20 protein-coding genes are annotated in these 19,728 nt (G+C 66.6%); 8 read left to right on the top strand and 12 right to left on the bottom strand.

Going from position 1 to position 19,728, the window contains the following annotated elements:
- Nucleotide 1: 1 nt before the first annotated feature.
- Entirely contained in the window at nucleotides 2–349 is a 348-nt protein-coding gene (locus tag KBI44_03935) for an aldehyde dehydrogenase family protein (GenBank protein ID MBP9143612.1), read from the bottom strand.
- A gap of 95 nt (nucleotides 350–444) precedes the next feature.
- Here KBI44_03935 and KBI44_03930 point away from each other — a divergent pair, with 95 nt between their 5' ends.
- Entirely contained in the window at nucleotides 445–993 is a 549-nt protein-coding gene (locus KBI44_03930; GenBank protein MBP9143611.1) for a sigma-70 family RNA polymerase sigma factor, read from the top strand.
- A 43-nt stretch (nucleotides 994–1,036) separates the two neighbouring features.
- Here the strand turns inward: KBI44_03930 and KBI44_03925 are convergent, their stop codons facing one another.
- A complete protein-coding gene (locus tag KBI44_03925) occupies nucleotides 1,037–1,648 on the bottom strand; it encodes a hypothetical protein (GenBank protein MBP9143610.1) in 612 nt (203 codons plus the stop codon).
- A 539-nt stretch (nucleotides 1,649–2,187) separates the two neighbouring features.
- Between KBI44_03925 and KBI44_03920 the strand changes: the two genes are divergently transcribed.
- Nucleotides 2,188–2,784 (top strand): hypothetical protein, encoded by a 597-nt coding sequence (locus tag KBI44_03920; protein MBP9143609.1) that lies wholly within the window; start codon nucleotides 2,188–2,190, stop codon nucleotides 2,782–2,784.
- A 121-nt stretch (nucleotides 2,785–2,905) separates the two neighbouring features.
- Here KBI44_03920 and KBI44_03915 read toward each other — a convergent pair whose 3' ends face one another.
- The 3 genes from KBI44_03915 to KBI44_03905 all read right to left on the bottom strand — a co-directional run bounded on the left by KBI44_03915 (nucleotide 2,906) and on the right by KBI44_03905 (nucleotide 6,777).
- Nucleotides 2,906–4,435: a hypothetical protein gene (locus KBI44_03915; GenBank protein MBP9143608.1), complete on the bottom strand. Its 1,530-nt coding sequence runs from the start codon at nucleotides 4,433–4,435 to the stop codon at nucleotides 2,906–2,908.
- A gap of 279 nt (nucleotides 4,436–4,714) precedes the next feature.
- Nucleotides 4,715–5,191, bottom strand: a complete 477-nt coding sequence (locus KBI44_03910; protein ID MBP9143607.1) for a DDE-type integrase/transposase/recombinase — start codon at nucleotides 5,189–5,191, stop codon at nucleotides 4,715–4,717.
- 68 nt (nucleotides 5,192–5,259) lie between these two features.
- Nucleotides 5,260–6,777 carry an aldehyde dehydrogenase family protein gene (locus tag KBI44_03905; protein MBP9143606.1) on the bottom strand — a complete coding sequence of 506 codons (1,518 nt, stop codon included), beginning with the start codon at nucleotides 6,775–6,777 and terminating at the stop codon, nucleotides 5,260–5,262.
- 48 nt (nucleotides 6,778–6,825) lie between these two features.
- Between KBI44_03905 and KBI44_03900 the strand changes: the two genes are divergently transcribed.
- A complete protein-coding gene (locus tag KBI44_03900) occupies nucleotides 6,826–7,455 on the top strand; it encodes a peptidylprolyl isomerase (GenBank protein MBP9143605.1) in 630 nt (209 codons plus the stop codon).
- A 25-nt stretch (nucleotides 7,456–7,480) separates the two neighbouring features.
- On the opposite strand, the gene KBI44_03895 is transcribed toward KBI44_03900, so the two are convergent.
- Complete coding sequence (locus KBI44_03895; protein MBP9143604.1) at nucleotides 7,481–8,104, bottom strand: hypothetical protein; 624 nt, start codon at nucleotides 8,102–8,104, stop codon at nucleotides 7,481–7,483.
- Between the two features lie 98 nt (nucleotides 8,105–8,202).
- Here KBI44_03895 and KBI44_03890 point away from each other — a divergent pair, with 98 nt between their 5' ends.
- Entirely contained in the window at nucleotides 8,203–8,970 is a 768-nt protein-coding gene (locus KBI44_03890; protein ID MBP9143603.1) for a single-stranded DNA-binding protein, read from the top strand.
- Here KBI44_03890 and KBI44_03885 read toward each other — a convergent pair.
- On the bottom strand, nucleotides 8,951–9,727 hold the full coding sequence (locus KBI44_03885) for a PilZ domain-containing protein (GenBank protein ID MBP9143602.1): 777 nt from the start codon (nucleotides 9,725–9,727) through the stop codon (nucleotides 8,951–8,953). The two genes, KBI44_03890 and KBI44_03885, sit on opposite strands and share 20 nt — an antisense overlap.
- A 64-nt stretch (nucleotides 9,728–9,791) precedes the next feature.
- On the bottom strand, nucleotides 9,792–10,724 hold the full coding sequence (gene deoC / locus KBI44_03880; protein MBP9143601.1) for a deoxyribose-phosphate aldolase: 933 nt from the start codon (nucleotides 10,722–10,724) through the stop codon (nucleotides 9,792–9,794).
- A 136-nt stretch (nucleotides 10,725–10,860) separates the two neighbouring features.
- Between deoC and KBI44_03875 the strand changes: the two genes are divergently transcribed.
- The 3 genes from KBI44_03875 to KBI44_03865 are packed head-to-tail and all read left to right on the top strand — an operon-like array spanning nucleotide 10,861 to nucleotide 13,138.
- Entirely contained in the window at nucleotides 10,861–11,064 is a 204-nt protein-coding gene (locus KBI44_03875) for a DUF2892 domain-containing protein (GenBank protein ID MBP9143600.1), read from the top strand.
- The gene (locus KBI44_03870) at nucleotides 11,061–12,482 is read left to right on the top strand and encodes a GAF domain-containing sensor histidine kinase (GenBank protein MBP9143599.1); all 1,422 of its coding nucleotides are present in this window, start codon (nucleotides 11,061–11,063) and stop codon (nucleotides 12,480–12,482) included. The genes KBI44_03875 and KBI44_03870 overlap by 4 nt, the downstream gene beginning before the upstream one ends.
- Nucleotides 12,479–13,138, top strand: a complete 660-nt coding sequence (locus KBI44_03865) for a response regulator transcription factor (GenBank protein MBP9143598.1) — start codon at nucleotides 12,479–12,481, stop codon at nucleotides 13,136–13,138. Before KBI44_03870 ends, KBI44_03865 begins: the two co-directional genes overlap by 4 nt.
- Before the next feature lie 18 nt (nucleotides 13,139–13,156).
- Here KBI44_03865 and KBI44_03860 read toward each other — a convergent pair whose 3' ends face one another.
- The gene (locus KBI44_03860) at nucleotides 13,157–13,405 is read right to left on the bottom strand and encodes a hypothetical protein (GenBank protein MBP9143597.1); all 249 of its coding nucleotides are present in this window, start codon (nucleotides 13,403–13,405) and stop codon (nucleotides 13,157–13,159) included.
- Between the two features lie 22 nt (nucleotides 13,406–13,427).
- Complete coding sequence (locus tag KBI44_03855; protein ID MBP9143596.1) at nucleotides 13,428–15,542, bottom strand: chloride channel protein; 2,115 nt, start codon at nucleotides 15,540–15,542, stop codon at nucleotides 13,428–13,430.
- Between the two features lie 157 nt (nucleotides 15,543–15,699).
- Between KBI44_03855 and KBI44_03850 the strand changes: the two genes are divergently transcribed.
- Nucleotides 15,700–16,632, top strand: a complete 933-nt coding sequence (locus KBI44_03850; protein ID MBP9143595.1) for a transposase — start codon at nucleotides 15,700–15,702, stop codon at nucleotides 16,630–16,632.
- 631 nt (nucleotides 16,633–17,263) lie between these two features.
- On the opposite strand, the gene KBI44_03845 is transcribed toward KBI44_03850, so the two are convergent.
- The gene (locus KBI44_03845; protein ID MBP9143594.1) at nucleotides 17,264–18,511 is read right to left on the bottom strand and encodes an ABC transporter permease; all 1,248 of its coding nucleotides are present in this window, start codon (nucleotides 18,509–18,511) and stop codon (nucleotides 17,264–17,266) included.
- Nucleotides 18,508–19,632, bottom strand: coding sequence for a glutamine-hydrolyzing carbamoyl-phosphate synthase small subunit (gene carA / locus KBI44_03840; GenBank protein ID MBP9143593.1), 1,125 nt, complete (start codon nucleotides 19,630–19,632; stop codon nucleotides 18,508–18,510). The genes KBI44_03845 and carA overlap by 4 nt, the downstream gene beginning before the upstream one ends.
- Nucleotides 19,633–19,728 lie beyond the last annotated feature (96 nt).

Genomic DNA, 19,728 nt, shown 5'->3' with positions numbered 1-19,728 from the left:
TTCACCCGAGGTCGACGTACGCCTCGAGGCCGTGGATGCCGCCTTCACGGCCGAAGCCGGACTCTTTGTAGCCGCCGAAGGGGCTGGTGGGGTCGAACTTGTTGAAGGTGTTCGCCCAGACGACGCCGGCCTTCAGGCGCTTGGTCATGGCGAAGATCTTGGCGCCCTTGTCGGTCCAGACGCCGGCCGAGAGGCCGTAGGCGAGGTTGTTGGCCTTCTCGATCGCCTCGTCGGCGGTGCGGAAGGTCATCACCGCCAGCACCGGACCGAAGATCTCCTCGCGCGCGATGCGGTGCGACTGGGCAACCCCGGTGAAGTAGGTCGGCGGGAAGAAGCCCTTGGCCGGCAGCGCGCACTCGGCCTCTTTGCTTTAACATCCATACGAACTCATCGCAAGCAATTGACAAATTGTTATGTAACTGAACCCTTCCGAGGAGGCTCCTCTTGCGAAGCAGCAAGAATAGGACTCACAGTTCCGGAGCGGAAGCGACTGCCGCCCACACTCGAGATCTTCTGCCTGCGCTCCTTGCGGTATTGAAACGGTGGGCGCACTGCCGGCTGCCGCCGTTCGCGCGTCGTCGAATGGATACAGGAGACTTGGTTCAGGAATCGCTCTATCGCGCGCTGCGCACTATCGGCGAACTTGGCGCTATTGACGGGCCTGCGCTGAGGCGATATCTCATGGTTTGCGTCGACAATTTGGTTCGCGATGAGATTCGGCGCTCGACTACCGGCGAAGTCATCAACGGGGAAATCGAAATAGCAGGGGTCGACTCGCCCCTCGATGACGCCATAGATGCGCAAGAGCGACGCAAGTATCTCGCCGCTATCGCAAGACTTTCAGAAGACGATCAAATACTTCTTGTCGGTCGCCTCGACAAGCACCTCTCGTACGAAGATCTTGCGCGTGCGACGGGTCGACCGACTTCTACCGCAGCGCGGGCTGCCGCGAAGCGAGCCGCACTCCGTCTCGCCCAGGCCTATTCCTCTTGAACAAAGTTCCGGCACCCCTCGAGCTGCCTTGCGGCGACCTCCCCTACCTCAGCTGCCAGACAACGCCCGCAGAAATGTTGACTGTCTCGAGAGGAAGCGACAGAGAGCCCGCTTCGGCTTCCCCTTGCATGTACGAGACTGAGAATCCGAGACTCCATCGCTTTTTCTTTGCGCTAAGCCTTTGCTTTCTTCCCAACGCAATATCCATCCCATACTGCACCGTCCATGTAAGTTCCGAATCCACCGAGATACTTTCCGAGGAACCAGCTGGCGTGTAGTCGCTGACGGTCACATACGCCAGGCCCGCTCCAAAGTAGGAGTCCACGCGATTCGAATCACCTACATGCAAAGTTCCACTTAGAGTCAACGGACTCATTCGAAACGAAGACGTTCTCGGCACTCCGTTCACGATCACGAGCGTCAGATCATGCTGAGACGATGCCAAACCCACTTCAAGACCGAATCTCTCCGTGAAGAGTCGCTCGTACGCAATTCGAGCGCCTAGCGCATTGTCAGCGCCAAGGCCGACAGTGCCAGTCAGCTCGAGGGGAGAAGAGACATGACCAATCTGCAGTCGCAATCGCTGAGCTTCCGAGGCAAACAAGATGGACGAGCTACTGAGTCCAATCATGATCCCGACTAGAAGTGCTCGCATCGCGTCCTCCATAGGTTAGGGTGCGGCCACCAATAGCATTCTCTACGAAACGCGATCCTAGGCTTGTGTTCGGTTGCAGCGTTCCCGCATGACTCGACGCTCCCAGTCAATTCACTTCCGCCATCAGCGAAGCGCCGGGATCCTACTCCAACGGACACACGGCACGCGCACGCCCGCGGCCGCTCCGCTCCACAAGGATTCCACTTCTGCGCTTGTTAATTCCGAGCTCGCCGTTCGTTTCTTCTAGTAGGTAGGTGGAACTTCGCCTCACCACGGAAACTGGGCCTGTCGAGGCCTGCGATGCCTCCCTGGAGGTTCGCTCAGATGCCATTCTTACGCTTCCTCACAAGAGAAGTGTCAGCACTTCCGGCTCAAAAGCCCTTCGCATGACGGCTCCGAACGTCTCCAACGGTATGTCAGCTCGCAGCCCGCCTTAGAGCTATTGAGGCTTTTAGCCCGATCGCTGTCGTCTCGCGCACGCCGCGCGACTCACGGACGCCGTCGTTAATCTCCAACTTCCGAATCGAAGGAGAAATCTCGTGACACGAGCAGAAGCAGTTCACCACCCCATTTTGGCCGCGATGGCAGTTCTTTCGACTTTCTTCCTCATTGCTTCTCCGACCTTCGCAATTCAAACGTGCACATCCAACTACTGTGTCGGCTTCTGCTCACGCTACTGCTCGGATCCGGAACTCGGGGGGGCGACGAGTTCATGTGAGGCTTGGCTGATCGGAGAAGGAATCCCAGGCGATACCGACGGCATTGCTAACCTTAGTGACAACTGCGTCTGCACCAACAACACCAATCAAGCCAACTGCGATGGCGACAGCAAGGGCGACGTCTGCGACTCAATGAATGGCAACTTTGTTGTTGCGGATCGCTGGACAGCCTGTGCGTCTGACACAGATCAGCACGTAGGATTCTTCGACGGGGTGGTCGAGGAACACCGACAGTACGAGGACACAAGTGCGTGTAACGCCGCCGACAGGTGGGACAGGCGCACTGTAACAACGCACTGTCTCTACTCGATTTCGGAGACGGACTGCTGCGAGCTCTCTTGCTCGACTTTTCTCGACTACTTCATTTGCGATCCGGTCGGAGGATATAGCTTCTGCAATCCCGACACGATCCCGTGAAAGCAGGATCCAGAACCCAAGATCACAAAGCTGAGGTGTGGCGGGAGGCCTGTACGGCGCCAGTCAATTGCCCTGAGGCTATGACATTTCGCCTCAGCTGGGCTGGCACTCTTCAATCTTCCTAGCGGTCGGGGGGACTGTCTTGGAATTCGCCAGACATCGTCGACTCGGTCCTGTCTTGACGAGACAGGGCCGAGATGCTTCCGCCCCCCCACTCCATCGAATTCAGCGATTCAAGCACTGCGGCGTCTGAGCCTTTGAGTCCGCCGGGAAGCTGGACGCACCCACCGTCAGACTCTGCAGTCTGCTCTGAAGTTCTTACTCCAATCCTCTCGCGCGCGCCGTCCCACCAGAGCGCTCGCCTCGCTGGGCGCTTGCCTGGATCTGCGAAGCAGAGTGTGGGTTCGTCAGCTTCGCCCATTCTTGATGCGCGAAGTGTCACAGGGGAGCCAACAAGCGGCCTGGATTCTTGCAAGACGCTTAGCAGGCGCGCGATACCCAGCTCGAGGGGACTAGTTGATGAGAGCCACGGAAGCGCTGGGACCGCTCGACCATCGCCCGCCGTCCACAAGACCTTGAGCTTTCGAAGACTCGCACCCACGACGGCCGCATCTCGAACGACAAGGCGCCGCCGCTGCCTGAGCTGTTGTGCCAGGCGGCCGACTCGAAAGGTGTCTCCGGCAATTGAGCCTGACGTCTCGCGGGCCAGAATCGCCATGGGCGCAAGCTGAACATCGAGAGCCACTTCGAGGGAACGCGCGACGCTAGATCCGGGCGTCTTGCGCGCCTCACGAGCTCGCTTCCGAAAAAGCGTCCACGTGAACGCTTTAAAGCGCTTTGCTCGCGTCGCTGGCTCCCGTTCCATGAATTTGTCGTAGCCTGAAATCTCAGGCCGCAGTGCCGGGGCAGAACCTACCGTCCGGACGGTAACGGGAAAGGCGACCCACCCGAAGCTGGCTACGATTCGAAAGGCCCTCTGTAATGCGCCAAGCGCGGTCCTTGAGCAACTTTCGTCAGCGTCCTGGCGAAATATTGCCTCAGCAGCAGCCGGATCAAGCGACCACGGCTCAACGACCAGCCACATCGCACCGATATCTGCTGGCTCGAAGGTCGGAATCTCGGTCGCAAGTCGATTCAAAGCCGCGACTTGCTGCTCTATGGTCGGCCGCACTTGAGCCTCTCGAGTAGAAGCCAAGGCAAGCAAACGAAGTACAAGGTCCGTCTTCGAAATGTTGCGATGCGCGGAGACTAACTCCCGAGTGACTTCAACCAACGAGAAGGTCTCATTCTCTGGAAAGTGCTTGAAAGCTGCGGCCAACTGACTCGCAGCAGCAGCAATCTGCGACTGGGATGCCAAGTCCGCATCGACCCAGACGAGATGCGCGACCGTTGGAAGCTCATCGAAATTAGTCTTCTTGCGATCCATTGAGACGTCAGCCGCATCCAGGCGGCTCGGCACGAAGATCTCAGCCGGAAGCCCGTCGATTAGCACCATGAAATCTGAGGGCGCCTTGCGTGAGAATGATTCCATTTCAGGCAACACGGAGTCATCGACGAAAACCACGAGCTCCGACACGATCAGGTTTTCGGAAAAACTCTGCTCTGGAGTGGTTTGACTTAACGCTTCTCTCGATTCGACGAGGAACAGCAAGCATGCTAGAAGCGAATAGCGCAGCCTGCGGGTAGAAGCGCGCAATGGGAGTAGCATTCCTTCCCCTTGGTTTTCCCTTGCAACAAGTCCTTGTAACGCCGCCCATCCACCACCGACCCCCGGAACCAGGCGCTCGCCCCCCTCAGAGAGCAGCCAATTTGGCCCGGATTCCTGAGCCACAGACAGCATACACAACCATGTGTCGCCGAGCAGAGCGACCTCCATGAGTAGCCGTGCACTGGAGCCGCCCCGTTTCGGTGGACAGTTTTCGGCTTTCACTCATACGGCCGGCTGTGGGCTTGTCGGGGAGCCCTGCAGGGGCTCCACGAGCCCTTCGGTCCCACGGAAACGCGGCGTGCTGTCGAGCTCGCCGGCTGCGATCGCATCGCCGTGACAAACTTCGCAGCGCATCGGGCTGAGGTTCCCGATCGCCGAGCGCCGGCGTCGATGGTTGTAGAAGCCTTCGATATGGGACGGGACCGACATCCGGGCCTCGACCTGGGTACGAAACGTCCTTCGATCGAGCAGCTCGCACTCGAGCGTAGCGAGGGAGCTCTCGCAGATGGCGTTGTCGAAGTATTCGCCGACCGTGCCCATCGATGGCCGGACATGCCCTTCACGGCAGCGCCTGCCAAATTCGATCGAGGTGTAATGGCATCCTTGATCGGAGTGGTGAATCACGTCCTCCGGCTTTCGCCGTGCGAGCGCCATCTCGAGCGCTTCCGCGACGAGCTCGGTGCGCAGATGGGTGCACATCGCCCAGCCGACAATGCGGCGGCCGGTCTCGGCTCGAACTTCTGGTCGCTACAACTGCGGTCCGGTGTTTACGCGAGGTCGATGTACGCCTCGAGGCCGTGGAGGCCGCCTTCGCGGCCGAAGCCGGACTCTTTGTAGCCGCCGAAGGGGCTGGTGGGGTCGAACTTGTTGAAGGTGTTCGCCCAGACGACGCCGGCCTTCAGGCGCTTGGTCATGGCGAAGATCTTGGCGCCCTTGTCGGTCCAGACGCCGGCCGAGAGGCCGTAGGCGAGGTTGTTGGCCTTCTCGATCGCCTCGTCGGCGGTGCGGAAGGTCATCACCGCCAGCACCGGACCGAAGATCTCCTCGCGCGCGATGCGGTGCGACTGCGCGACCTCGGTGAAGTAGGTCGGCGGGAAGAAGTAGCCCTTCGCCGGCAGCGCGCACTGCGACTGGTGGAGGTGGGCCCCCTCTTCGACGCCGTAGGCCGTCATCTCGCGGATCTTCTCGAGCTGGGCGCGCGAGTTGATCGCCCCGACGTCGGTGTTCTTGTCCAGCGGGTCGCCGACCCGGAGCTGGCGGATCCGCCAGTCGAGCTTGGCGATCAGCGTGTCGGCCACCGACTCTTCGACCAGGAGCCGCGAGCCCGCGCAGCACACATGCCCCTGGTTGAAATAGATGCCGTTGACGATCCCTTCGACCGCCTGGTCGAGCGCGGCATCGGCAAACACGATGTTGGCCGCCTTGCCGCCGAGCTCGAGCGTCAGGCGCTTGCCGGAGGCGGCGGTGGTGCGCTGGATGAGCTTGCCGACCTCGGTCGATCCGGTGAAGGCGATCTTCTTCACTCGCGGATGATTGACCAGATGCGCGCCGGTCTCGCCGGCCCCCGGGAGGATGTTCACCACTCCGGGCGGGAGCTCCGCTTCCTGGAAAATCTTCGCCAGGTGGAGCGCGGTGAGCGGCGTCGTCTCGGCCGGTTTGAGAACCACCGTGTTGCCGCAGGCGAGCGCCGGCGCGATCTTCCAGGCCGCCATGAGGAGCGGGAAGTTCCACGGGATGATCTGGCCGCAGACGCCGAGCGGCCGGACCGAGCCGGCGCTGCGTCCCGGGAAGGCGTAGTGCAGCTTGTCGGCCCAGCCGGCGTGGTAGAAGAAGTGCGCCGCGGCGAGCGGGATGTCGACGTCGCGCGACTCCTTGATCGGCTTGCCGCCGTCCATCGTCTCGAGGATGGCGAACTCACGCGCTTTCTCCTGCAGCAGGCGGGCGATGCGGTAGAGGTACTTGCCGCGTTCGAGCGGCGCGAGCTTCGACCAGACCTTGAATCCGGCCTCCGCGGCGCGCACCGCTACCTCGACATCGGCCTCCCCCGCCTCCGCGACCTCGGCCAGGACCTTCTCGGTCGCCGGATTCACGGTCTCGAAGTAGCGGCCGGACGAAGGCGCCACGAACTTGCCACCGATGAACAGCTCGTAGCGCTTCTCCAGCTTCACATGGCTGGTCGACTCCGGCGCCGGCGAATACTCCCAGGCACCGCCGAACTCGAGCGCCGGACGCTCGGCCTGCACCCGCGCGGCACCCTCCAGAACGATCGGCGCGTCCTTTGGCATGGCGCGAATTCTACTCCGGGAGCCCGGGAGCCGTTAGGATCTCCGGCCATGAGACACCCGGCGCCTGCCCTCGCTCTCCGGAGCCTCCTGCTGCTCGCCTGCCTGGGCAGTCCCCTGGTCGCCCAGGCGTCGCCGCCGGCACCGGCACCGGAGAGCGCCGCGCCTGTCGTCGTCCGCCTCGAAACGGAGCTGGGCGCGATCGACCTCGAGATCGACCTCGTCCGCGCCCCGCTCTCGGCGGCGAACTTCCTGCGCTACGTCGACGCCGGGCGCTACGACGGCGGGCGCTTCCATCGCACGGTTCGGCCGGACACCGAGACGCGCCCCGACGTGCCGATCGCGGTCGTGCAGGCCGGCGTCGCGCCGCTGCGGCAGACGGAGGACTTCCCGCCGGTGCCCCTCGAGCGCACCCGCGACACCGGCCTCCGCCACCTCGCCGGGACGCTCTCGATGGCCCGCGGCACTCCCGACAGCGCGACCTCCGACTTCTTCGTCTGTCTCGAGGACTCGCCCGTTCTCGACTTCGGCGGCGCGAGGAATCCCGACGGCCAGGGCTTCGCGGCGTTCGGCCGGGTGACGAGCGGCCTCGACGTGGTGCGGAAGATCCAGGCCTCACCGGCAACCGACCAGAGCCTCACGCCGCCGGTCGCCATCGTTCGCGCCTTCCGCCGTCCCTGAGACCCGGGCGGTCGGGCGCCCCCGCTCAGCCGGGGCTGTTGAAACTCGCCTGAACGGCCTCGTAGAGATCGCCCAGATCGCCACCGTCGATGAACAGGTGGTTGACCTGGACGCCGGCCGGCACCACGAGTCGCCCTTCGCGAGAGGCGAGCTTGCCGAACGCCGTGCCCGGCTGGCCGGCAGTCGGGTCGGTGAGCGTCACGTGCGTGAAAGCGGCGAAGGGGATCTTCGGCAACGCCGTGTAGTAGGCGAAGTCGGGCTCGCTGCCGCCGGTCAAGTCGATGGTCTCGGAGGCGCGGGCGAGCACGCCGCGGGCGGAGGCGGCGAACGCCGCCCAGTCCGGCTGCCATTCGAAGGTGGCGAAAGTGAAGGTACGGCGCGGCGCCGGCACCGTCAGTCCCATTCGCAATCGGTCGTGGAGCACGAGCTCATCGCCCGCCAGGCGCACACGGAAAGCCGGCAGCGTGAGAAGCGCCCGGTGGAAGTGCCAGCAGAGGCCGGCGTAGACCGGCGCCCCTTCGTCGGCGAGCCGCTCGCGCAGGCGCCCCGCGTCGAGCTCGAAAGTGACCGAGTAGAACGGCGACGGATGCGAGCGATAGAAGTCGAAGTGGGCCCGTCGCGGGTAGTCGGAGATCGGTGCGTAGCTCAAGACGGAGGCCATCCTACCGCCCGTTCCGCCTGTTACGCTCCTTCTCGATGCCCGACCCGTTCCTGCCCGCCGCAGGCCAGACCCCGTCGCTCGTCCCTCTGACGCGGCGCCTCGCCGGCGCGGCCGGCGCGCTCGACTTCGCGCCGCCGGTAGCGTTCGTCTACAACCCGCTGGTCTACGCCCGCGAACCGCTCGAGCTCTATCTCGAGCGCTGGGGGCGCGGCCCGAAGGAGCTCCTGTTCGTCGGCATGAACCCCGGCCCGTTCGGCATGATGCAGACCGGCGTGCCGTTCGGCGAGATCGGCATGGTGCGCGACTGGCTCGGCATCGAGGGCGCCGTCTCGCGTCCGCCCGCCGAACACCCGAAGCGCCCGGTGCAGGGCTTCGCCTGCCGGCGCAGCGAGGTCTCGGGGGCGCGCCTCTGGGGCTGGGCGCGGTCCCGATTCGGCACGCCGGAGCGCTTCTTCGCCCGCGCTTTCGTCTGGAACTGGTGTCCGCTCGGATTCCTCGAGGCGGGTGGAAGAAACCTGACGCCCGAGAAGCTGCCACGCGTCGAACGCGCCGCCATCGAGGCGGTCTGCGACGCCGCCCTCGCCGAAGTCGTGGCGGTGCTCGCGGTACGCCGCGTCGTCGCCGTCGGAGCGGTCGCCGAAGCAGCCGTCCGCCGGGCAATCGGAAATGACGCGGCTGGCTCGGAGGATCGGAAGGCCGGTTCCGCAGGAGCTCCGACGGTGACGCGGATCCCGCACCCCAGCCCGGCCTCCCCCTCCGCCCATCACGACTGGGCGGGTCAGGTCGACGCGGCACTGCGGGCGGCCGGGATCGGGTTGGACGACGCCGGCGGGCTCAGCGGGCCGTGCCGGTAGCTCCGGCGGTACCCTCGGCGCCCGCAGCCCTGGCGGAGTGCACCAGGTTGCGCTGATACTCGGCGACCAGGCTGCGCAGCAGGTCCTCCTGTTTCGGTTCGAGGTTCTCGAAACAGAGGCCGCAACCCGGTGGCAGCGCGTGGGCGCGCGCCGGAAACTCGGGGTTCTGCCAACAGACCCGAACCTCGGCGCGGAACTCTTCGCTGGCGCGCGGGAGATGGAACGAGATCCGGCCGCGGGCGCCCAACGCCGGCATATCCTCGAGCGCCACGTAGACCCCGAGGACGCTCAGGTTGCAGAGGCTTGCGTGCCGGATGCCGAACCTGCCGGTGAGCGTGCAGGTAGCGATGAACGGAATCCGCACCCGGCCGGTGAACGGCTGGCCGACACCGACTCCGGCGTGCTCCTGGGGAGCGGCGACGTAGGCCGCGACCAGCGCCGCGATGCGCCGCAGGTCGTCAGCGGCAACCCGCAAGAAGCGCAGCCCGCAGCCCAGCGGCAGACCGGTCGCGCCTTCGGGAGGGATCTCGTTCACCCAGGTGACCACGGCCGCGGCCTCGATCTCCGGGCCACCGTCGGCGAGCTGAAAGCGCAACGTCACTTCGCGGCGGCGCTCGAGCGGCGCCTCGAGGTGCAGGTAGACGCCGAGGATCGAAATGTTGCAGACCAGACAGGCGGTCTCGAGGCCGTCCCAGGTGACGGTGCAGGCCTGGATGAAGGGGACGCGGCTGAAGCCGCTGCGGGGTTGGCGATACACGGTCGGGGAGGTCCGGTGCTCGAACTGATCCTATCGCTCTGTCCGGATTCGTGGGCCCGGGGGTTCAGTCGTTCGAGAAGTAGTCCGCACTCTGATAGGCGCCCGTGGATTCCTTGACCAACTGCATCAGGAGATCGTTGGTGAGCGTCGACGCTCCGATGCGGAAGAGGCCGGGAGTGAGCCAGGCGTCCCCCAGGGTCTCCTTGACCAGCACCAGCATGTGCAGCGCCTGCTTCGTCGTGCGCACACCGCCGGCAGGCTTCATGCCGATCTTTCGGCCGGTGGCGAGGTAGTGGTCACGAATTGCTTCGAGCATCACCAGGACGACTCCGGGCGTCGCCGCAGGTTGGATCTTGCCGGTCGAGGTCTTGATGAAATCGGCCCCGGCGGCGATCGCCAGGTCCGAGGCGCGGCGGACGTTGTCGTAGGTCAGGAGCTCGCCGGTTTCGAGGATCACCTTGAGGTGAGCCCGGCCGCAGGCCTCCTTCACGGCGGAGATCTCGTCGGCGACCCGGGCGAAGTCGCCCGAGAGGAAAGCGCCACGGTCGATGACCATGTCTACTTCGTCGGCGCCAAACTCGACGGCCCGCCGGGTCTCATCGAGCTTCACGGGCAGCGGCACGAGCCCGGACGGGAAGCCGGTCGCGACCGAGGCGACCTGGATGGGTGTCCCGGCGAGCCCGCGGCGGGCGACGGCCACGAAGTTGGGGTAGACGCAGACCGCGGCGACCGCCGGGACGCTCGCGTCGCCCGGCAGGGGGTGGCGCGCCTTCTGGCAGAGCTGCAGGACCTTGCCCTCCGAGTCCTTGCCTTCGAGCGTAGTCAGATCGATCATCGAAATCGCCAGCCGGATTCCGGCGCGCTTGGCCTCTTTCTTGATCGAGCGCTTGGCGAGCGCGGCGGCGCGCTCCTCGATGCCGACGGCATCGACCCTGACGCTCTCGGACGAAGGTAGGGGCCCGTAATTCAACGTGCGCAGCGGTGCTCGACCTGACATGGCACCTGGAGTCTATCGCGCCCGGGGCACTCCTACCCCTGCGGGCAGCACCTGCGCCACCCGATTCAGCGTTTTCCCGAAGCCTCGGGTGAATCATGGTCCCTCTACTCCATCTCCGAGGAGACGCGACCACTTCATGGCATCCAAAAACATCGCACGCTGGGAGCGAATCCTGCGCATCCTGGTCGGAATCGCCATGATCGCGGTGGCGACCTCCGGCGCCGTGGAGGGGATCCTGCGGGTCGGCCTGCTGCTGTTTTCCTGGGTTCCCCTTGCTACCGGTGCCCTCGGCTGGGATCCGATATACGCTCTGTTGCGTATCGGATCCCTGCGCGAGTGAGCCCCGACACCCACCCCCACCACCCGCACTCCCCCAGGAGCCACCCGAGCGACGACGCGAGGCCGCTCACGATCCGGCGGCTCAAATGGATTGCGTTCGCCGCTTCGCTGGGCTTCGTGGTGGTGCTCGAGACCGCCCGGCACGCATTGTTTCCCTACCTCACCGGGTGGGGCGGGAACCTCCTGCTCGACGGCTTCGTCTTCGTCGCCACGCTCTTTTTCCTGGGTGGTGTCTTCGACGTGATCGAGCGTATTCACCTGCAGCTCGAGCGCAAGAACCGCGAGCTCACGGCGCTGCGTCAGGCAGGCCTCCTGGTCTTCTCCGAGCTCTCCGAGGAGGTCGTGCTGCAGAAGGTCGTCGACCAGGCGCGCCAGCTCGTCGCCACGAAATACGGCGCGCTGTCGGTGCTGGCCGAAGCCGGCGGCATTCTGGCGTTCGTGACTTCCGGCATCGATCCGGCAGAGCGCTCGAGGATCGGTTCGCCACCCGTCGGCCGGGGAGTGCTCGGCGTCACCCTGCACCACGGCCATGCGATGCGGGTTTCCGAGCTCTCCGGGCATCCGGAGAGCGTCGGCTTCCCGGCGAACCATCCGCCGATGAAGTCGCTGCTGGCCGTCCCGATCCCCTGCAAGATGCCGTTCCGCGGCAATCTCTACCTCTGCGACAAGGTCGACGGCACACCGTTCGACGCCAATGACGAGGCGACGCTGGGGCACTTCGCCGTCAGTGCGGCGATCGCCATCGACAACGCCGAGCTGCATCGGCGTGCCGGCGAGCTCGCCGCCTCCGAAGAACGCCTGCGCCTCGCCCACGAGATGCACGACGGGCTGGCGCAGGTGCTCGCCTACGTCAACACCAAGGCGCAAGCGGTCCAGGGCTACCTGCGCAGCGGCAGGCTCGAGGAGGCCGACAGCCAGCTCGACCAGCTCGCCGCCGCCGCCCGGGAGGTCTACTCCGACGTGCGCGAAGGAATCGTCGGCCTGCGGCTGGCGGCCAATCCCGACCTCGATTTCGGGGCGGCCCTGGCGACTTTCGTGGAGAAATGGGAGACCGAGACCGGAATCGACGCCACCTTCGTGGCCGAGGGAGTGCCGATCCTCACCCCCGGCGCCGAGCTGCAGCTCCTGCGCATGACCCAGGAGGCGCTCGCCAATGCCCGCAAGCACTCGCGCGCCAATCTCGTCTCGGTAAGCCTGCGGCAGCTGCCGACCGGCCTCGAGCTGGTCGTGTACGATGACGGCGCCGGCTTCGACCCGACCATTCCGCCGCGCGGCGAGTTCCCGCATTTCGGGCTGCTCACCATCCGCGAACGGGCCGAGAGCATCGGCGCCAGGGTCGAGCTCCGGACCGCCCCTGGCCAGGGGACCCAGTGGACATTTAGACTCCCCACTCCAGTAGAATCCCGGGAGGCATCATGAGAATACTCATCGCAGACGATCATGCCCTCTTCCGGGACAGCCTGAAGAGCCTCCTCGAGAGCCGGGGCCACGAGGTCGTGGGAGAGGCCAAGAACGGCCGTGAAGCGGTCGAGCTCGGCAAGCGCCTGCGCCCCGAGGTCATCCTGATGGACCTCTCGATGCCCGAGCTCGACGGTATCGCCGCGACGCGCCTGCTCAAGGCCGAAGCGCCCGAGGTCAAGGTGGTGGTCCTGACCGCCTCCGAGGACGACGCGCCGCTGTTCGAAGCGATCAAGTCGGGGGCCCAGGGCTACATGCAGAAGAACCTGGAGTCGGCGAGCTTCTTCGCGCTGCTCGACGGCGTCACCCGAGGCGAACCGGCGCTCACCCCGGGACTCGCCCGCCGGGTGCTTGCCGAATTCGCCCAGCCTCGCCGCAGCGCCGAGAAGGAGCGCCATCCCGACGACCTGACCGAGCGCGAGCGCGAAGTGCTCGAGCTCCTGGTCCGCGGCGTGACTTCCAACCGCAAGCTCGCCAAGGAGTTGAACGTCAGCGAGAACACGGTCAAGTTCCACCTTCGCAACATCCTCGAGAAGCTCCACTTGAACAATCGCGCCGAAGCCGTGGGCTACGCCCTGCGCCACCGCATGGTGGAGTTGCCCGAAGACTCCGAGTAGTCCTTCCGCTTTTGCGGATCAGCAGCCGGGAGCCTGCACCGCGGGCTGCGCGGCGGCGGCAGTTTCGAACCCCCGGCAGGCGACGACCGGCAACCCCGGATAGCGCGGATAGCGCTCGTCGCGGTCGGCGCGCGCGCAGCGCAGGAAAGCGCTGCGCTTCGAGCGCAGGACCTCTCCGTGCCGGCAGCAGCCACAGAGGCCCGCTTTCGCCCGCAGCAGGGCGACTTCCGCCGGCTCGACCGGCAGCGCCGCCTCCGGCGTCGTCATCGGCCCATTTCTCCGAACGAGGTCACGCGTCGCCTTCCCTGCCGATCGGATCGTCGAATCGCCCGGCGGCGAGCGCCTCCACTCGCTTCGTGGGTCCCAGCACGACGAGCTCGTCGCCGTAGCCGACCACGGTCGTGGCGTCGGGGACGATCCACTCCGGCCCGGCCGGCCCCGGCCGTTTGATCTCGATGACGCGTACCGCGAAGCGCTGCGGCAGAGAGCACTCGGCGAGGGTGCGGCCGGCGAGCTCCTCGGTCGCGGCGATCGAGCGCAAGGCGAAGTCCGGCGGCAGCTCCACGGCCGTGCCGCGCGTGCCGTTCTGGTCGCTCGCCACGAAGGTCGAGAGCACCGCCGGGCGGCCGAGCACCTCCTGCGCGTAGACCGCCAGCAGGTCGCGCTTGGCGATCACGCCGCGGTATCGCCCGTCATCTCCCAGCACCGGCAGGCGCTCGAAATCACTGCGCGCGAAATCCTCCGCGACACGGTGCAGGCGGTCGGCGATCCCGATCGTCGTGGTCACCGGCGCCATCAGATCGCCTGCCGTCTTCACCGACAGCGAATCGGTCGCGCGTAGCGCATGCTTGATGTCGTGCAGGGAGACGAAGCCGCGGAGGTTCCGCTCGCCGTCGACGACGAAAATGCGGTGGCGCTTCGAGCCGAGAAAGCGGTCCACCACTTCGGCGTAGGTCGCGGTCGGCAGGAGGGTCTCGGCATCGTCGCGCACCAGGTCCTCGACGCGCAGGCCGGCGAGCGCCGCCTCCTCCATCCGCCACGACAGCTCGACGCCCCGGCGTTCGAGCGGCTCGGTGTAGATCGAATACGGATAGAGCCTCTTGGCCACCATGCTGGAGACGATCGCAGCGATCATCAACGGCAGGATGAGGTCGTAGTTGCCGGTGAGCTCGAAGAGGATCAGGATCGCCGACAGCGGCGCGTGCGAGCTCCCCGCCGCGACCGCCGCCATGCCGACCGCGGCGTAAGAGCCCGACGAGGCGGTGGCGTGCGGGAAGGCGGTGTGGACGAGCTCGCCGTAGGCCCCGCCGACCAGGGCGCCGAAGCAGAGCGATGGCGTGAAGTGGCCGCCGGGGCAACCGCTTCCGGCGGTGAGCGCCGTGGCGATGAGCTTCAAACCGGCGAGGAGCGCCAGGAGCCTCCAGGGGAACTCCTCGCGCAACGCCGAGGTGATGGTCGAGAATCCGTTGCCGAGCACCTCCGGCCAGAAGAAGCCGAGACCGGCGAGGAGGGCGAGGCCGAAGACGGGCAAGACCGCCTCGGGCACGACCGCGATCTTGCGGAAGAGGCGGGCGAAGAGGCGCACGCCGAGAACGAAGGCGACCGCCGCCACGGCTCCGACGAGCCCGAGGCCGAAGTGAAAGCCGATCTCCCAGGGGCTGGCGAGCGCGTAGCCCTCGAGCGGATAGATCGGTGCGGCGCTCTCGGCGGCGCGCGACAGCAGGGTCGCGAGCACCGCCGCGACGACGATCGGTCCGAAGATCTCGAGCGCGAAGCTCCCGAGGACCACTTCCATGGCGAACAGCGAGCCGCCGATCGGCACGTTGAACGCCGCCGCGAAGCCGGCCGCAGTACCGCAGCCAAGAAGGATCTTGAGCCGCCGCGACGACAGCCCGAGGCGCTGCCCGAGCCAGGAGGAGACGGCGGCCCCGAGGCGCAGCATCGGCCCCTCGCGCCCCAGCGACCCGCCGGAGCCGACCGTGGCGATCGCCGCCGCAGCCGAGAAGAGCACCGGCTTCACCGACAGCCGCCCGCCATGAAGTGCCACCGACTCGACGAGGCTCGAGACCCCGTGCGAGGCGAGCGGGGCTTTCGCCAGCCGCTGCAGAATCGCCACCAGGACGCCACCGGTGACGAGGGCGAGGAGTACCCGCCACCCCGAAAGGCCCGCCCGCACTGCGAACTCGAAGCTCGGGGTGTACCCCCAGAGCAGTACCCGCAGCCACTCGGAGAGCCGCTGCACGATGACCGCCAGCCCGCCCGCCACGAGCCCCACGGTCGGCACCAGCGCGAAGAAGATCCGGTCCTCGCGCGTCGAGAGCGCGAACCGCTTCGAGACCTGGAACTCCACCTGCCGGAACAGCCGGCGCAGCCGGCGGACGAACTCGATCCGGGAGAGACTCATGAAGCTCCGGAATGTATCAAGTCAGGGGGAGGGATGGGGCCGCTGCTGCCCGCAGGGTGCCAGCCGCTTTCCACTGCAGGGTGCCAGCCGCTTTTCACCTGGCGACTGATCTTCGCCCTCCTGTCAGATAGCCGGGCCTTCTTCCGTCCTTACCTGCATGGCAAGAAGACTGCGCTACGTACCCCCCGGAGGGGCGCTGTTCGAGCTCACCTGCCGGACGGTCCAGGGTCGCCTGCTCCTGCGACCTTCGGCCCTCCTTATCGAAATCACGCTCGGCATACTCGCCCGCGCCGCGCGCCTCTTTGGAGTGGCGGTGCACGCCTACGCCTTCCTCTCCAACCACTACCACCTCCTCGTGAGTGTCGCCGACGTCCAGCAGCTCGCCTCCTTCATGAACTACTTCAACTCCAACCTCGCCCGCGAGGCCGGCCGCCTGGCGCGCTGGCGCGAGAAGTTCTGGGGGCGCAGATACCAGGCGATTCAAGTTTCCAGCGAGGAATCGGCCCAGGTGAGCCGGCTCTCCTATCTCCTGGCACAAGGCGTCAAGGAGGGGCTCGTCGCCTCGCCCTACGACTGGCCCGGAGCCCACTGCGCCCGGGCCCTCGCCGAAGGCAAGACCGTCTCCGGTTTCTGGAGAAACCGGAGCCTTGAATCCAAGTCGCGGCGCAAGAGCCAGCCCCTGGATCCGGAAGCCTCCATCGAGCGCGAGCAGCTCACGCTCGCTCCGCTGCCCTGCTGGGAGAAGCTGGAGCCTCAGGTCTATCGCGCTCGCATCCAGGAAATGATCGAGGAGATCGAGGCCGACGGGCGACAGCGCGAAGAAGAGACGGGCATTCCGCCGCTCGGTTGCGAGGCGATCTGCCGCCAGGACCCGCATCACGAGCCGGACCCGATCAAGAAAGCCCCGGCACCGCTCGTTCATGCCGTCGCGCCGGAGGTGCGGCGAGCCCTTCGCCGGGCCTACTTCAGCTTTTTCGCCGCCTACCGGCACGCATCGCAGCTGTTCCGCTCCGGGGTGCGAGAGGTCGAGTTCCCCGAAGGGGCCTTCCCCCCAGCCCTCCCGGTGCGATTTGCTGCCAGAAGCGGCTAGAACTCCCGCAGGGAACTGCAAGCGCTCCGCAACCGGGTGGCCTCCTCAGGCCTCCCTTGGCCTAAGGTACGCCTGCCATACAGACCTTCGCGCTCGAGGTCGATTTCCGAAGTCACAAGGACGACTTCGCCGCCACCGCGGCTCCTGGTTTCCTTCGATTCGGCCCCCCCAGATGCGTGAGGCAGAGAGGATCACCTCTCCACGTCGCAAATGGCATCCTCGCAGCCAAGGAGCCTTCGAAAGACGGCCAGCCAAAAAGCGGCTGGCGCCTATCTCTCACATTTCTCTCCGGCAAGAGCAGGGCTGCAGATGGCTTCACCGCGTGAAATTCTCCACATCTTTCCACCCCCTCAAACCCAAACGCCACCTGTTGCGTATGACTCTATGTAGCAAAGAGCGCGGCCTTCGGGCCGCTCTTCCCGCCGGGGAGCTACCGGGGGCGTCCGCTCCGGGTTCAAGGGTCCCCGCCGACGGAACGAAGCGTTCCGTTCGTCGCAGTCCTCCCACTCCGCGCTCGCTGCGAGTCGCGCGATCCAACCGAGCCGGGGGGGCCCACAAGGCCCCCCCGTCACTCGTCCCTGCCCGTGCTCCGGGTTTCCGACTGGCTTGCGGCAGGCAGCCGCCTCGCGCGCTACTCGTAGCGCAGAGCGGCGGAGGGGTCGAGGGTGAGGGCGCGGCGCGAGGGGAGCCAGCACGAGACCAGGGTGATGCCGAGGGTGAACAGGCCGATCCAGCCGGCGTCGGCGAGGGTCAACTCGAACGGCACGGCGCGCAGGAAGTAGATCGAGGCGATCTCCGGGCCGAACGAGATGAGCTCGAACCTGTTCATCACCCAGGAGATCGCCCCCGCGAGGAGCAGCCCGGCGAGCGTGCCGGTCGCCCCCAGTGCGCCGCCGTAGAGCAGGAAAACCCAGCGCATGCGCTGCGGCGCGAGGCCGAGGGCGGCGAGGACACCGAGGTCCCTCCGGCGCTCGCGCACCAGCACCACCAGGCTCGACGCCACGTTGAAGGTCGAGACCAGGACGATCAGCCCGAGGAGCAGAAAGAGCGCCGCCTTTTGCAGCGCAAGAGCCGAGAAGAGCTCACGGTTGAGCTCCTTCCAGTCGGTCACCAGCGTGCCCTCAGGCGCCTGCGCCCGGATCGCCTCGGCCACCGCCGGCGCGCGATCCAGGTCGCCGACGCTCACCTCCAGGCTCTCCATCCCCTCCGGTGCGAGCGCCGCCACCGTCTCGCGCGCAGCCACCGCCCATTCGCGGTCGAACTCCGAGAATCCGGTCGAGAAGGTGCCGGCGAAGCGCAGCGTGCGATAGACGAACTTCGGCGCGCCCTCCCCCATCGCGACCACGACGAGCCGCAGACGATCTCCGGGGGCGGCGCCGAGGTCGTGCGCGAGATCGACTCCGAGGACGACTCCGGGGATGCCGTCGGCGTCTGCCGCGAGCTCGGCCGCGGTCGCCTGCAGGAGCCCGGCGCCCGGCGCGGCGCCGCGCAGCGTCACTTCGGCTTCCTGCCGGCCGGTCGCCATCACCCCCTGTACGTAGGCCACGCGGTCGACCCGGGTCACTTCGGGAAGTTGGCGGATCTCCTCCGCCAGGCGGAGGCCGCGATCGCTGCGTTCGAGCTCGAGCGGCGGATAGACCAGGACGGCGGCGTTGCCTCCCACGAGCTTCTTCTGCAGATCGCCGCGGTAGCCGGTCATCAGCGCCATCGCCACGCCCATGGCGGTGACGCCCAGCGTCGAAGCGGCGAGCGCCGCCATCGCCGTCGACGACAGCAGCCGGCTCCCCCTCCCGCGCAGGAAGCGCAGGGCGAGAGCGTAAAGCAGGGAGCCCGAGAGCGGCGTCGGGAGGTCCGCGGGCGGCCTCGGCGAGGCGGTCACACCCGAGCGGTACGGGCGCCGTGCGCCCTGGCCGCCACGAGATCGAGGAAGCGGCCGAAGAGCGGGCTGGCGTCGTGCGGACCGGGGGCTGCCTCGGGGTGGTACTGCACCGAGAGGATCGGCCGTCCGGTGACCGCGAACGCCTCCACCGTGCCGTCGTTCAGGTTGATCTCGGTCGCGACGCAGCCCCGGGGAAGCGAGTCCGGGTCGACCGCGAAGCCGTGGTTCTGGCTGGTGATGGTGACCGCGCGCGTGGCGAGGTCGACCACGGGTTGATTGCCGCCGTGGTGGCCGAACTTGAGCTTGAACGTCCGGCCGCCCATCGCGAGCCCGAGCAGCTGATGCCCGAGGCAGATACCGAAAGTCGGGAGGCCGGAGTCGGCGAGCTCGCGCACCGCGGCGATGACGTCCACGAGCGGCTCCGGATCGCCCGGCCCGTTCGAGAGCACGATGCCGTCGACGTCGAGGGCAAGGACGTCGGCCGCCGGGGTGCGCGCCGGCAGCACGGTGAGCCGGGCGCCACGCGCGGAGAGCGAGCGCAGGATGTTGCGCTTGATCCCGAAGTCGAGGACCGCGAGATGGCAGAGCTCCTCGACCCCGGCATCGACCGGGAGCTCGTAGGCCGCGCTGCAGGTGACCTCGTCGACCAGGGCGCGACCGGTCATGACCGGGAACTCCCGCACCTCTGCGACGAGTGCCGCGACGTCGCTGCGTTCGGTCGTCAGGACGCCGCGCAGGGCGCCGCGCTCGCGGAGCTTGCGGACCAGCGCCCGGGTGTCGATGCCGTCGAGCGCCGGAACGCCGCTCTTCTGCAGGTCGGCGACCAGCCCGCCTTCGCTGGCGAAGTTCGAGGGCACAGCGGTGAACTGGCGGGCGATGAAGCCTTCCACCCAGATGCGCTCCGACTCGGCGTTTCCTGGGTTCATGCCGTAGTTGCCGATGTGCGGCTGCGTCATGACGACGATCTGCCCGCGATAGGAGGGGTCGGTAAGGACCTCCTGGTAACCGCTCATGGCGGTGTTGAAGACCACCTCTCCAAAACGCGTGCCGCGGGCGACGGCGCGCCCTTCATGGACCGAGCCGTCTTCGAGCACGAGCAGGGCGGGGCGAATGGGGGTCATGGGCGGGACGGAACCTCCTGGAGAAACACGCGTCGGCGAACCTGGCCGGGCCGGCCGCGGTGGCCGTCCGAAGCCCTTATACTATCGTTCTCATGG

The organism is Thermoanaerobaculia bacterium, assembly GCA_018057705.1.
In the GTDB taxonomy this organism is placed as follows: domain Bacteria; phylum Acidobacteriota; class Thermoanaerobaculia; order Multivoradales; family JAGPDF01; genus JAGPDF01.
This window is presented reverse-complemented; position numbering and strand designations above follow the sequence as displayed.

Excerpts from the sequence above, each read along its gene's own strand:
- KBI44_03875 (MBP9143600.1), top strand. The coding sequence starts at position 10,861 with ATGGCATCCAAAAACATCGCACGCTGGGAGCGAATCCTGCGCATCCTG.
- KBI44_03925 (MBP9143610.1), bottom strand. The coding sequence starts at position 1,648 with ATGCGAGCACTTCTAGTCGGGATCATGATTGGACTCAGTAGCTCGTCC.
- KBI44_03900 (MBP9143605.1), top strand. The coding sequence starts at position 6,826 with ATGAGACACCCGGCGCCTGCCCTCGCTCTCCGGAGCCTCCTGCTGCTC.
- KBI44_03850 (MBP9143595.1), top strand. The coding sequence starts at position 15,700 with ATGGCAAGAAGACTGCGCTACGTACCCCCCGGAGGGGCGCTGTTCGAG.
- KBI44_03910 (MBP9143607.1), bottom strand. The coding sequence starts at position 5,191 with ATGTGCACCCATCTGCGCACCGAGCTCGTCGCGGAAGCGCTCGAGATG.
- KBI44_03865 (MBP9143598.1), top strand. The coding sequence starts at position 12,479 with ATGAGAATACTCATCGCAGACGATCATGCCCTCTTCCGGGACAGCCTG.
- carA (MBP9143593.1), bottom strand. The coding sequence starts at position 19,632 with ATGACCCCCATTCGCCCCGCCCTGCTCGTGCTCGAAGACGGCTCGGTC.
- KBI44_03860 (MBP9143597.1), bottom strand. The coding sequence starts at position 13,405 with ATGACGACGCCGGAGGCGGCGCTGCCGGTCGAGCCGGCGGAAGTCGCC.
- KBI44_03905 (MBP9143606.1), bottom strand. The coding sequence starts at position 6,777 with ATGCCAAAGGACGCGCCGATCGTTCTGGAGGGTGCCGCGCGGGTGCAG.
- KBI44_03855 (MBP9143596.1), bottom strand. The coding sequence starts at position 15,542 with ATGAGTCTCTCCCGGATCGAGTTCGTCCGCCGGCTGCGCCGGCTGTTC.
- deoC (MBP9143601.1), bottom strand. The coding sequence starts at position 10,724 with ATGTCAGGTCGAGCACCGCTGCGCACGTTGAATTACGGGCCCCTACCT.